The organism is Paenibacillus sp. FSL L8-0644 (genome assembly GCF_038008165.1).
Classification (GTDB): Bacteria; Bacillota; Bacilli; order Paenibacillales; family Paenibacillaceae; genus Paenibacillus; species Paenibacillus polymyxa_D.
On the sequence record NZ_JBBOYN010000001.1, the window covers coordinates 2,310,091 to 2,322,870 of the forward strand.

A 12,780-nucleotide genomic window follows, 5' to 3' on the forward strand; every position below is an offset into this window, starting at 1 on the left:
AACCATCATCATTCCCAGGGGAGGTACTTACTATGGATGTATTAAAAGTATCAGCAAAATCCAATCCTAATTCAGTTGCAGGCGCACTCGCAGGAGTACTGCGTGAACGCGGAAATGCAGAATTACAGGCGATTGGAGCGGGTGCACTAAACCAAGCCATTAAAGCGGTAGCCATTGCCCGGGGATTTGTCGCACCAAGCGGAGTGGATTTGATTTGTATTCCTGCTTTTACAGACATTGTTATTGATGGAGAAGATCGGACTGCGATCAAATTGATTGTAGAGCCAAGATAATAAATGTAAGTTGCCTGAGCCTGTTTACGATTTGTAAACGGGCTTTTTTGCATTGTGAGTCTGTTACTATGATTTTTAAAATAAATTTGTGGTGCTTCAATCTATAAATGGAGGTAAGATACATGAATGATAAGCTAAAAGTGAATTGGCCAGTTGTTGACTTTCATTGTGATGTGTTATGTAAAATGCAGCTCGATGCGCAGATCGATTTCAGTCATCCATCGCTTGATGTCACAAAAGAACGTTTGCTAGAAGGTAACGTGCAGTTGCAAACGTTTGCTATATATATTTCACAGGTATTAGGCACACCAAGATTTGAACATGTGGTACGTCAAATTGAGCTGTTCAGGCAGCATGTTACCTCTATCTCCGGTGGGTTGAGACCATTGCTGTGGAAGGAAGACTTGGCAATGTGGAAAAATGCGTCCGTAGTGCATCAGGAAGAGCAAGTAAAGCGGGAAGGAGAAGAGAAGCGCACGGAAAAGATAACGTATTTGGATGGTAATGGGACGGATCATACATGGGCACCTTGGGCTTTGCTCTCACTGGAGGGGGTAGATGCGCTGGAAGGGAACCCTTTTTATGCAGAATTATGCTATGCCATGGGAATACGATTGATTGGGCTGACATGGAATTATGCGAACTGGGCAGCTGACGGCATTATGGAACATAGAGGTGGCGGGCTGACTAGCAAGGGGCGCGATTTGGTCAATCGCTGTAATGACCTGGGACTGCTGTTAGATGTGTCGCATCTGTCCGTACAGGGCTTCTGGGAGGTGCTGGAGGAGGCTACTCTACCGCCCATCGCCTCGCATTCGAATGTCTTTGCGAGATGTGCTCATCCTCGTAATCTGCGGGATGAACAGATTCGTGCACTGATCGCCCGTAACGGACGGATTGGTTTGACCTTCGTCACCATGTTTCTCAAAGAGCAGGATACAGTAACTGCTGAGGATCTGCTACCGCATATTGAGCATATTTGTTCATTAGGGGGCGAAAGGCATTTGATGTTTGGCTCTGATTTTGACGGTATCGAGCACCATGTGCAAGGCTTGGAACACTCGGGGAAATATCCGGCTTTTGCAGAACTGCTGCTGAAGCATTACCCTGAGGAGCTAGTCAAAGGATGGCTGGGAGGTCATGCCCTGGAATACCTGCAAACGAATCTGCCTTCTAAAATGTCTTCTTAAATAGCTATTTAAGGGGATGTTTTGGCTGCGAACACTCTTGACAAAGCGAGAACGATTACGAAATAATGAGAAGTATCTTAGATTTTAAATAATATTTGCAGAAATACGGCAGACAATGGAGCGAGACTGATGGTGCACCATGCTGCACCGCTATACCAGAGGGGGCTCCATTACACAATGTTAATAAAAAAGGTTACCTGGCTTGAACTCTTTTATGACTTACTATTCGTAGCTGCTGTCTCTAAGGCCACTCATGTTTTACTACATGTTGAGCATGGTAGTATCTCGTGGGAACATATGGAGAAGTTCATTATGATTTTTATCCCGATATGGTGGGCTTGGGTGGGGCAAACTGTCTACAACAACCGTTTTGGTCAAGACAGTATAACGCATCGAATCTTTATGATCCTGCAATTGTTTTTCGTGTTAATCATGACTGCCAGTTTGAATATAGATTTTGATGCGTATTATGTATCTTTTTTTGTTGGCTATATTGGGTTAAGAGGTTTAACTGTCGTTCAATATTTACTTTCGGCGCCCAAAGAAACGGCTCATAAACAGGAAACAGCTCGTTTTTTCGGAACCTATTTTTGGATTGGAATAGTCATCTCTAGTTTCTCCCTTTTCTTTGACTCTTGGGTTCGATATTTGATTTTATATACCGGTATAGCTGTTGATATCCTCGTTCCTTTGATTGGTCGTAAAAAGTTGGTGATCACACCAATCCATACGGAGCATCTTTTAGAACGATTTGCACAGTTCACCTTAATTCTGCTTGGCGAATCTGTGATAAGTATGCTTTCTGTTTTACAATCCGATCATTTTACGGTTTCTTCCGTTGTATTTGCCGCTTTGGCTTTTATATTAGTCATCGCAATCTGGTGGCAATATTTTGAGAATATGGAGAAGCGCGTAGATAAATCAAAACAATCAGCAGGACAGACTATTATTTATGGTCATTTGTTTATTTATCTTTCCCTTAGCATGCTAGCTGCTTCGATTCAGCTCTTGTTTTTGGGACAAGTAGACTATATCTTTGTGCTTTGCTTTACCTTTGCTTCTGTTTTTATTTACTTTTTGTCGGTTTTACTGGTATTTCATCAGTACAGATTAAGTCATCTTAAACCCCGTCTCAGAGTCATTTTTTTCTTAACTGGAATACTCTGTGTCCTGTTTATCCTTAATATATTTATTGTCGTCCCCCCTCATCTCATTGTAGCTGAAATCATGCTTTTCTTTCTCCTGTTCGCTAAAACGACGATTTGATCTGATTTATAGGGATGATATTTAACGATGATTGGGGCGAAAAAGGGAACTTTATACGCTCTTCTTTTCTTTCTTGGCAAAATAGGAGTATAATAGCATGGATGTGTAAAGTATTGTATAGAGAAAAAGGAGTGACCACACGATGAGTAAAATCGTACCTGTCGGCGTTTCCGCCCGTCATATTCACCTGACTCAAGAGCATATTGAAATTTTGTTCGGAGCAGGCTATCAATTAACCGAATTTAAACCTTTGTCCCAACCAGGACAATTTGCCGCAAATGAAACGGTAGCTGTAATTGGTTCTAAGGGTCAATTTGATAAGGTTCGCATTTTGGGACCTGCTCGTCCCGCTTCCCAGTTGGAAATTTCTCGCACTGATTCCTTTGCTATTGGTGTAAAAGCACCTGTACGCGAATCGGGTAGCATTGATGGTACACCAGGAATCACAGTAAAAGGACCAGCTGGTGAAGTGGAACTGCAAGAAGGCGTGATTGTAGCAGCCCGCCATATTCATTTCCATACATCTGATGCAGCTAAATGGGACATTAAGGACAAGCAGTTGCTGAAAGTACGTGTTGGCGGCGAACGTGGTCTTGTATTTGAAAATGTTCTTGCACGTGTGTCCGATTCTTTTGCTTTGGATATGCACATTGATACAGATGAAGCGAACGGTGCCGGTGTGAAAAACGGTGACAACGCTGAAATCGTAGACTAATATACACGATTTAAATGCCGGAAGGCTTAAAGAGTCCGATTCTTGCAAAAGAATCGGGCTTTTTACATACTATATAATTCACAAATACTTCACTTATGTACAAAAAGAACATGAGTTCACTTTGCACTCAATGGTATCTGCGGTTGATCTATGGCGATGGCCTATAAATCATGCTATAATTTAGTGTAATGCCTTTTTTAAAGGTTTTTAGACTAAAAATAAATTTACCCATGCCTAAAGATACAGTAAAATCACAAATTAGCTCGTGAAATAGATGGTGTAAGGAGTGACTAAGGAATGGAAAAGAAAACAAAAGATTACTCCAAATATTTTGATTTCTCGGATGCGAAGATTATTTCTGAAGATGAGCATAGCAAAAAGATCCGTATTCGCGGACGTGAAATCAACATTATGGCGGAGCCGAACCATAGAAAAGAAAAGCAACGCGGTAAAGAGGATGTACAGGTATTATATGATAACGCAGTCCCGGATGAGCTCAAGCATATCGGTGAGGGAAAGCATTATATCGTATACACATTCGGTTGCCAAATGAACGAGCATGATTCCGAAACCATAAAAGGCTTGCTGGAGCAGATGGGCTACCAGGCAACCGAGGATCGGAAGGAAGCAGACATCATTTTACTGAACACTTGTGCTATCCGTGAAAATGCGGAGGATAAAGTGTTTGGCGAGCTAGGTCACCTCAAGCATCTCAAAACAGAAAAGCCAGGACTGCTGCTCGGCGTGTGTGGCTGCATGTCACAAGAAGAGAACGTCGTTAACCGGATTATGCAAAAACACGGTTTTGTCGATATGATTTTTGGTACCCATAATATTCATCGTCTGCCTCAGCTCGTCAAGGAAGCACTCTTTAGCAAAGAAATGGTGGTCGAAGTGTGGTCTAAGGAAGGCGACATTATCGAAAACTTGCCGAAGAAGCGCGAGGGTATGCGGGCTTGGGTGAACATTATGTACGGCTGTGATAAATTTTGCACCTATTGCATTGTTCCCTTTACACGTGGTAAGGAAAGAAGCCGTCGTCCAGAGGATGTTATCGCTGAAGTACGGGATTTGGCACGTCAAGGTTTTAAAGAAATCACCTTACTGGGGCAGAATGTTAACGCTTATGGTAAGGATTTGAAAGATTTGAATTACAGATTCGGGGATCTGATGGATGATATGCGCAAAATCAATATCCCGCGTGTACGTTTTACAACATCACATCCACGTGATTTTGATGACCATTTGGTAGAAGTGCTCGGTAAGGGTGGTAATTTGGTGGAGCATATCCATCTGCCTGTTCAATCCGGTAATACGGATATATTGAAGAAAATGAACCGAAAATATACCCGTGAGCGTGTTCTGGAACTGGCAGCGAAGATTAAAGCAGCTGTTCCGCATGTTTCTCTGACAACGGATATCATTGTAGGTTTCCCGGGCGAAACAGACGAGCAGTTTGAAGATACTCTATCTTTGGTGCGCGAGGTCGGCTATGACTTTGCCTACACATTCATTTATTCACCACGTGAAGGTACGCCAGCTGCTTCGATGGAAGATAATGTGCCTATGTCGGTCAAAAAAGAGCGTCTCCGGCGTCTGAACATTGCGGTGAACCAAAACAGCCTTCGCTTTAATAGTCGATTGCGTGGCGAAGTGGTTGAAGTGTTGGTGGAAGGCGAGAGCAAAAATGACAGCAAAGTGCTTGCCGGTCGGACCCGTTCCAATAAGCTTGTACATTTTGAGGGTTCTCAGGACCTGATTGGTTCCTTTGTTCAAGTGAAAATTACGGAACCTATGACCTTTTACATCAAAGGTGATCTGGTTGAAACGGCTGTAGCAGTTAACGGATAAAAGAATATTCTAGCGGGTTGCATGCGGTCTGAGTAAGGTTGTGTGCAGGGCCGTCTAAGTGAGAAAAGGAGCGATGGACAATGACAGAGGAGCGGTTGCAACAAACAGAACTTCAATCGGCGGCGCGCCAGCATGATCATTTGGTCAATCGCGAAATGATATTGGCAAAAGCCAAAGAATTAGCAGGTATTTTGGGTAGCAGTGAGGAAGTACAGGTATTCCGGAAAGCAGAAGAAAAGATTCAGGATCATGGGCGCATTCAGCAACTGATTGCAACGATGAAAAAGAAGCAAAAGGAAATTGTTGCATTTGAATCCTTAAAAAATCAAAAAATGATTGCCAAAATAGAGGCCGAGCTACAGGAGCTACAGGAAGAACTTGATGGTATTCCAATTGTAACGGAGTTTCAGCAGAGTCAGGTGGAAATTAATGAGCTACTGCAAATGGTGATCATGGCGATTCGTGATACCGTTGCTGAGAAGGTGAACGTTGAAGAGGGAAAAAGTACTTCCTCGTCGAATTGCAGTGATTAGAATGAAATTTATGGTGTGGAGGCGTAGCTTCCACGCCTTTTTTTCGAAAGCAATTTGCCATCGTATATATTTATAAGACATCAAGAGAAATGGGACAACATAGAAGGGATGGAAGCAAGGGAATGGATAAGTTCGGTAAGATGCTAGAGGGCGAAAATAATACTTTTTGGGAGTATTTAGGGTGTGAGCTGATTGCAGCTGATGCAAACGAGGTACAGATCGCTTTGGAAGCCAAACAAGAGCATACCAATGTGATGGGTATTGTCCATGGGGGTGTGCTTACTTCATTGATGGATCAGGCGATGGGGATGGTCAGTATGGCTTCACGAAATATGGATCCATGTGTAACGACGAACCTGAATGTTCATTTCTTGTCAGCCATGAGGCAAGGCCGACTGGAGGTTAGGGCGCGGATTCTTCATCAGGGAGGTCGGACTATAACCACTGAGGCGGAAGTAAGGGATAGTGAAGGCACACTTGGGTCTACATCTACAGCAACCTTCCGAGTATTACGTACACAAGCAAGTGATTCAGGTAAGGCCTGACGCTTGACAAAAATTTTTATTATGTCATAATGAATTTATCAAAACGATATAATATGGTGATGCCAATGGATAGCAATCGTATAAACGAAGAGGCGCAAAAGGCGTCGTATAACATTAAGAAATACCGCACTCCAGATGGAGCTCCGGCGGATATCGTTATGTTTACCTTAACGAAGCGGGAGCGCAAGACGGTAACAAAGACATTGCCGATTCGGGAGCTGAAAGTGATGCTCATAAAGCGCCGCAGTTGGCCGTTTGCAGGACGCTGGGCGTTGCCTGGAGGGTTTTGTCAGGAAGATGAATCCATGTATGGAGCTGCCAAGCGGGAACTGTTAGAGGAAACGGGTGTGGACGGCGGGCATCTGGAGTATTTGGGTGTATATAGTGGACCGGGACGTGATCCGCGCGGCTGGATCATATCGCATGCATTTTTTGCGCTGGTAGAAGAATGGATGTTGGAACAGCGTCAGGCGGCCGATGATGCTTCCGAGGTGGGGCTATTCACAATCCGCGAAGCGTTGGAGGAATTGGAGCTGGCATTCGATCACCGGGATATCATAGTAGATGCTTATCGCAAAATTCAGTTGCAGATGCTTCAGACGACGATCGCCAAACAGTTTTTACCGCTACATTTTACACTGGGTGAATTATATCAGGTGATACAGAGTGTCGTACCGGACTTCGAAGAGCCAAACTTTATTCGCAAAATAACATCGACTCGTAGCAGACAGGGAATTCTGGAAGAGGTGCGTGATGAGAACGGCAAACCGCTCAGTTCCAACCAGTATTCACAAAGACCGGCACAGTTGTACCGTTTTAGTGACAGAGTACCGCGTTTATCTATCTACACGTAACGTCTAATGTAATAGGTCACGCATAGAACGTACAATTTCACTTTGAGGATAAGGAGCTGACCGTACGATGCAAGCACTAATTGTGATTGATTACACGAAAGATTTTGTGGACGGTAGTTTGCCTGTAGGACAACCTGCGATTGAGTTGGATGAACGGATCGCAGCAATTACGCAGGCATATGTAGATCAAGGGGACTTTGTCGTCATGGCTGTGGATTTGCATGAGGAGAACGACCTTTATCACCCGGAGAGCAAGCTGTTTCCTCCACATAATATACGTGGAACCAACGGACGACATTTGTATGGCAAGCTCCATAGCCTCTATGAGCAACAAAGTGATCTTATCTACTGGTTGGATAAAACACGGTACAGTGCTTTTGCGGGCACAGATCTGGAACTCAGGCTGCGTGAACGTGGTATTGTGGAAGTTCATCTGATTGGTGTGTGTACGGATATATGTGTACTGCATACGGCTGTAGATGCTTATAACAAAGGTTTTGCTATTACTGTATACAAGGACGCTGTGGCGAGCTTTAATCAAGCTGGACATGATTGGGCTTTGGGTCATTTTGAGGGAAGTCTTGGAGCCGCGGTACGATCGGCTGAGGATACGGTTTTACGCCAGAAGAAGTAAAATAACTTAACGATTGTGTACCAATGTCCGATAACAAAATGGAGCCGGATATTGCTGAATCTGGGCAGATGAGGCGGTAGCGCCACAAACCTGGAGACAGTCAGAGAGGATGATTACAATGCAGTCAACGAGCCTCGCATTACATACAGATAAATATCAGATTAATATGATGTACGCCCACTGGGTGAACGGAAGTCACCAGCGTAAAGCTGTGTTCGAGGCGTATTTTCGTAAACTCCCTTTTGGTAATGGATATGCCGTGTTCGCGGGTCTGGAACGCATTGTGAATTATATTGCAAATTTGCGGTTTACAGAAGAGGACATTCGCTACCTGTCTGAACAGGAGGAGAAGTACGATCCCATGTTCATGGAGGCGCTTCGCCAGTTTAAGTTTGGTGGAACGGTCCATTCGATGAAAGAAGGGGCCCTTGTTTTTCCCAACGAGCCTCTGGTCCGTGTTGAAGGAACGATTATGGAAACGCAGCTTGTCGAAACGGCATTGCTGAATTTTATGAACTATCAGACACTTATTGCGACAAAGGCATCGCGCATCAAGCAGGTGGCAAGTGATGATACACTGCTCGAATTTGGAACACGGCGTGCGCAGGAAGCAGATGCAGCGATTTGGGGAGCACGAGCAGCTTATGTGGCTGGTTTTGACGCGACTTCTAATATGCTGGCAGGCGAACATTTTGGAATCCCGACGAAGGGGACACATGCACATTCATGGGTGCAGACCTTTATGACGGAGCAGGAGGCGTTTGACGTGTATGCGAAGGTATTGCCAGATCAGGTTACACTGCTGGTAGACACCTTTGACACGCTGGAAAGCGGGGTTCCTCATGCGATTCGGACAGCAAAAATGCTGGAGAGTCAGGGCAAGCGTATGAATGCAATCCGTCTGGATAGCGGTGACTTGGCTTATCTATCCATTCAGGCACGAGAAATGCTCGATGCTGAAGGATTAGATTACGTACAAATTGTAGCTTCCAATGATTTGGATGAAAATACGATTTTTAACCTGAAAGCCCAAGGGGCACGTATTGATGTATGGGGTGTAGGAACACAGCTTATTACGGCTTCGGATCAACCATCGCTTGGCGGGGTGTACAAGCTGGTTGAGCGTGAAGTAGATGGCGAAATGCTGCCGACGATTAAGATCTCGGGGAATCCAGAAAAAGTATCCACACCAGGCAAAAAGGATGTATATCGCATTGTGGATAAGAAGAAAGGGAGAGCTGTAGCCGATTATATTTCTTTTCCGGATGAAGAGCGTCCGCGTAATGGTAAGCGCCTGAAGCTGTTTAACCCTTTGCATCCGTATATGAAGAAGTATGTAGAAAATTACGAAGCCGTGCCGATGCTTGAGCCTATTTTTATAAATGGACAGAAGGTATATGAGCTTCCCGAGCTGGATGAAATTCGTGCCTACCATACTTCACAGTTAAAACTGTTCTGGCCAGAATATTTGAGGAAGCTGAACCCTGAAATTTATCGTGTAAATCTGAGCGAGAAGGTATGGGAGCTAAAGCAAAAGCTGATCGACAGCTATATGCAGCCCGAAGTTGAAGAAAAAGAATAGTTGGAAGAGGCACCTCATGAATGCATGGGGTGCCTCTTTGTGTTGGAGCATGTAGGAAATAGGAGCTTATTTATAAATTTCTCTCATCACATGTCGTAGCTCAGGGACAATAATGCGTTCCATTGCCAAACGAACGGCTCCGCGTGAGCCAGGCATAGAAAATACAGCTGTCTGACCCACAGTGCCAGCTACAGCCCGGCTTAAGATAGCTGCTGAACCAATGTCCTCAGCATAGCTTAAATAACGGAAGATTTCCCCAAAGCCAGGTAGTTCCTTATCCAGTAGAGAGGAGACAGCTTCATAAGTAGTATCACGTGGAGAAATACCGGTACCACCTGTCAAAAGAACAGCCTCGATGTCATCCTGTGCCGCTGCTTCGGATACTAACTGCTGAATACCTTCGTAGTCATCCTTGACGATGACATATCGAACAACTGTATATCCATTGGTTTCTAGTAGATCCATGAGCAGTCGTCCCCCAGTATCTGTTTCCACGGTGCGTGTGTCCGAGACAGTCACGACCATGCAATTCACTTGTTGGGGGGATTCCTGACGGTGTTCCTCTACAGAAGACATATTCATTAAAATGTTCACTCCTTGATCGGTGGTTAGACATACACTTTTTACAATAGAGCAATGACTGAGCGTATGCAAGTCAGAAACAGGGGCTAAAAATCCATGTGATTAATATCCTTGCATTTGCACACTGGAATATAGTACACTTCCTTACATAAGTCGGGATTGTATTGTCTTGTTTTATTGAAAGCGCGCACATCAAATGATTAACCTCAAGGGACAGTGGGTAATAGTACAGCAGGGTCAACAACTGGGAGGTAATGTAATATGAATCATTCATACCAACAATGCGTGGATGCTTGCCTGGAATGTATGAACGCTTGCAATGTATGTTACGTAGCGAGTTTGAAGGAATATGATTTAGCTATGCTGCGTGAATGTATTCGAGTGAGTAGGGAATGTGCAGAAATATGCGGATTTGCTGCTCAAATGATGCAGCGTGGAACGGATTTTGCCGAGCAAATCTGTGAGCTGTGCGCCAAGGCCTGTGAGGTATGTGCTGCTGAATGCAGCAAGCATTCCCATGATCATTGTAAACATTGTGCAGAAGCCTGCCGTCGTTGCGTTCAGGCATGCCGCCAATTGGTGGCAGTGTAATTACATATATGGAACTAGTGCCTGAAGAGGAAATAATAGGTTGCTTTCTACTGAATAGGTTTGTATAATGAATGGAATTAACGTCACGGAACGGGAAAGTAGCAGCTGAGCCGTATCATTACAGCGAGCCGGAAGAGGTGGAAGCCGGTATGAGGTCCGATGTGAAGCGCACCCGGGAGACGGTTGATCCAACGAGCAGAACTTCTAGTAGATCAGCCCGGCAGACACCGTTATTAGTCATTGGAGTGAAATCGCGATTTGTGTAGTTAGCTTTAGCTGCACAACCGATTTACGAAGAGTGGTACCGCGGGATATTGAAGTTCTCGTCTCTTGAATGATTTCAAGAGGCGGGGGCTTTTTTTGTTAGATTCTATAAAAAGAAGGAGAGAGATCATCATGTTAATGAGGATTGCTGCTCAAGCGATATTAGCCCATACGGGCTTGGAGGAAAAAGAAATTTTATCTTTATTTGAGGTGCCTCCGCAGCCTGAATGGGGAGATGTGGCGTTTCCCTGTTTTATGCTGGCTAAAAAGTTTCGAAAGTCTCCGCAGCACATTGCACTGGAATTGGCGGAACTAGTAGGCCATAAAGAAGGTTTAACCGCTTCAGCATCGGGTGCCTATGTAAACATAACCTTGGATCGATCGGTTCATATTCCGCTTATGCTTGCTGAATTGAGCAAGGCTGATTTCCTCAGGCCTAATATCGGGAACGGGCAGCGGGTAGTTATTGATATGTCCTCGCCTAATATTGCCAAACCGTTTGGTATCGGTCATCTTCGCTCTACGGTTATCGGTGCTGCCTTGTATCGCATACTTGGTGAAACAGGTTATGTACCTATTAGTGTGAATCATCTTGGGGATTGGGGAACACAGTTTGGTAAGCAAATTGCGGCCTATAAAAGATGGGGAAATGAGGAGCAGTTACAACATGATCCGATTGGTGAATCGCTAAAGCTATATGTGCGTTTTCATCAGGAGGCCGATCATGATCCGACTTTGGAGGATGAAGGGCGCGAGTGGTTCCGACGTTTGGAACATGGGGATGCGGAGGCTCGACAACTATGGGAGTTTTTTGTTGAAATCAGTCTGGGTGAATTTGATCGTATGTACCAGCGTCTAAACATTGCATTTGACCATGTGCTGGGAGAAAGTTTTTACAATGATAAGATGCAGGCAGTTATTGATCAATTAAGAGCAAAAGGATTGTTGGAGGAAAGTGATGGGGCGCTCGTAGTTCGCCTGGAAGACGAGGAACTGCCTCCGTGTCTTATTCTGAAAAAGGATGGAACCACCATTTATCCGACACGTGATCTGGCAACAGCGATTTATCGTCATGAAGTGATGAAGGCTGATCGTTTGCTGTACGTCGTTGGTGGAGAACAGAAGTTGCATTTCCAGCAGGTGTTTGCGGTGCTGAAGCATGCAGGGGAGGCATGGGCGGAGCAATGTGAGCATGTGCCGTTTGGATTAATGCGGTTTGCGGGTAAGAAAATGTCCACAAGACGTGGCAAGGTTGTGAAGCTGGAGGAGGTGCTGGATGAAGCTGTAGCGCGTGCTCAAGGCATCATTACTCAGAAGAACCCTGGTTTACAGGAACAACAGGCAATAGCGGAGGACGTTGGCATCGGGGCGATTATTTTTGGTGATTTAAAAAACAACCGGCTGAATGAAGTGGACTTTTCGTTGGAGGAGGCGCTGACCTTTGAAGGCGAGACCGGGCCTTATGTGCAGTATACTCATGCGCGCATACGCAGCCTTCTGGAGAAAGCTCACGCTCGCGCCGATGTTGATGTTAATACTAACCCTAGCGACAATGACCTTGTCCAAGATAGCCATTCTCGTGATTTGAATGGCGTATCGGATGAAATATTGGGTGACGCAGGTTGGGCGCTGCTTAAGCAATTGGGTCGCTATCACGGGCAACTGATACGTGCGGCTCGCCAACTAGAGCCTTCGGTAATTGCGAGATTTGCATTGGATACGGCCCAGGCGTTTAACCGGTTTTACGCCAAGGAAAGGATTGTCGATGGTGGACAATGGCGTATTCAGTTGGCGGAACAAACTGCCGATATTCTGGCATGCGCGCTGCAACTTCTTGGTCTGAAAGCACCGAATCGGATGTAAGCAAAGCGAACGAAGGG

13 protein-coding genes and 1 other annotated feature are annotated in these 12,780 nt (G+C 45.0%); of the genes, 12 read left to right on the forward strand and 1 reads right to left on the reverse strand.

Annotated elements, in window-relative coordinates; genetic code table 11:
* Positions 1-32: 32 nt before the first annotated feature.
* The 10 genes from NSS94_RS10625 to NSS94_RS10670 all read left to right on the forward strand — a co-directional run bounded on the left by NSS94_RS10625 (position 33) and on the right by NSS94_RS10670 (position 9,463).
* Complete coding sequence (locus NSS94_RS10625) at positions 33-293, forward strand: stage V sporulation protein S (RefSeq protein WP_007430104.1); 261 nt, start codon at positions 33-35, stop codon at positions 291-293.
* A gap of 122 nt (positions 294-415) precedes the next feature.
* Positions 416-1,483, forward strand: coding sequence for a dipeptidase (locus tag NSS94_RS10630; RefSeq protein ID WP_340955236.1), 1,068 nt, complete (start codon positions 416-418; stop codon positions 1,481-1,483).
* 177 nt (positions 1,484-1,660) lie between these two features.
* Positions 1,661-2,749: a low temperature requirement protein A gene (locus NSS94_RS10635; RefSeq protein WP_029517044.1), complete on the forward strand. Its 1,089-nt coding sequence runs from the start codon at positions 1,661-1,663 to the stop codon at positions 2,747-2,749.
* Between the two features lie 142 nt (positions 2,750-2,891).
* Positions 2,892-3,464, forward strand: coding sequence for a phosphate propanoyltransferase (gene pduL / locus NSS94_RS10640; protein ID WP_013309962.1), 573 nt, complete (start codon positions 2,892-2,894; stop codon positions 3,462-3,464).
* Positions 3,465-3,761: 297 nt separating this feature from the next.
* On the forward strand, positions 3,762-5,315 hold the full coding sequence (gene miaB / locus NSS94_RS10645; RefSeq protein ID WP_341039261.1) for a tRNA (N6-isopentenyl adenosine(37)-C2)-methylthiotransferase MiaB: 1,554 nt from the start codon (positions 3,762-3,764) through the stop codon (positions 5,313-5,315).
* 80 nt (positions 5,316-5,395) lie between these two features.
* Positions 5,396-5,848, forward strand: a complete 453-nt coding sequence (locus tag NSS94_RS10650; RefSeq protein WP_023988245.1) for a RicAFT regulatory complex protein RicA family protein — start codon at positions 5,396-5,398, stop codon at positions 5,846-5,848.
* A gap of 122 nt (positions 5,849-5,970) precedes the next feature.
* A complete protein-coding gene (locus NSS94_RS10655; protein ID WP_029517046.1) occupies positions 5,971-6,393 on the forward strand; it encodes a PaaI family thioesterase in 423 nt (140 codons plus the stop codon).
* A gap of 65 nt (positions 6,394-6,458) precedes the next feature.
* Positions 6,459-7,247 carry an NUDIX domain-containing protein gene (locus NSS94_RS10660; protein ID WP_023988247.1) on the forward strand — a complete coding sequence of 263 codons (789 nt, stop codon included), beginning with the start codon at positions 6,459-6,461 and terminating at the stop codon, positions 7,245-7,247.
* A gap of 67 nt (positions 7,248-7,314) precedes the next feature.
* Positions 7,315-7,881 carry a cysteine hydrolase family protein gene (locus NSS94_RS10665; RefSeq protein WP_029517047.1) on the forward strand — a complete coding sequence of 189 codons (567 nt, stop codon included), beginning with the start codon at positions 7,315-7,317 and terminating at the stop codon, positions 7,879-7,881.
* Between the two features lie 118 nt (positions 7,882-7,999).
* Positions 8,000-9,463, forward strand: coding sequence for a nicotinate phosphoribosyltransferase (locus tag NSS94_RS10670; RefSeq protein ID WP_023988249.1), 1,464 nt, complete (start codon positions 8,000-8,002; stop codon positions 9,461-9,463).
* Between the two features lie 66 nt (positions 9,464-9,529).
* Here the strand turns inward: NSS94_RS10670 and NSS94_RS10675 are convergent, their stop codons facing one another.
* Positions 9,530-10,045 (reverse strand): MogA/MoaB family molybdenum cofactor biosynthesis protein, encoded by a 516-nt coding sequence (locus tag NSS94_RS10675; protein ID WP_340955238.1) that lies wholly within the window; start codon positions 10,043-10,045, stop codon positions 9,530-9,532.
* A gap of 261 nt (positions 10,046-10,306) precedes the next feature.
* Between NSS94_RS10675 and NSS94_RS10680 the strand changes: the two genes are divergently transcribed.
* Together NSS94_RS10680 and argS are read left to right on the forward strand one after the other, a co-directional pair.
* The gene (locus NSS94_RS10680) at positions 10,307-10,636 is read left to right on the forward strand and encodes a four-helix bundle copper-binding protein (protein ID WP_322251989.1); all 330 of its coding nucleotides are present in this window, start codon (positions 10,307-10,309) and stop codon (positions 10,634-10,636) included.
* A gap of 77 nt (positions 10,637-10,713) precedes the next feature.
* Positions 10,714-10,970, forward strand: a binding site (T-box leader).
* Positions 10,971-11,032: 62 nt separating this feature from the next.
* Positions 11,033-12,763 carry an arginine--tRNA ligase gene (argS, locus tag NSS94_RS10685; protein ID WP_340955243.1) on the forward strand — a complete coding sequence of 577 codons (1,731 nt, stop codon included), beginning with the start codon at positions 11,033-11,035 and terminating at the stop codon, positions 12,761-12,763.
* Positions 12,764-12,780 lie beyond the last annotated feature (17 nt).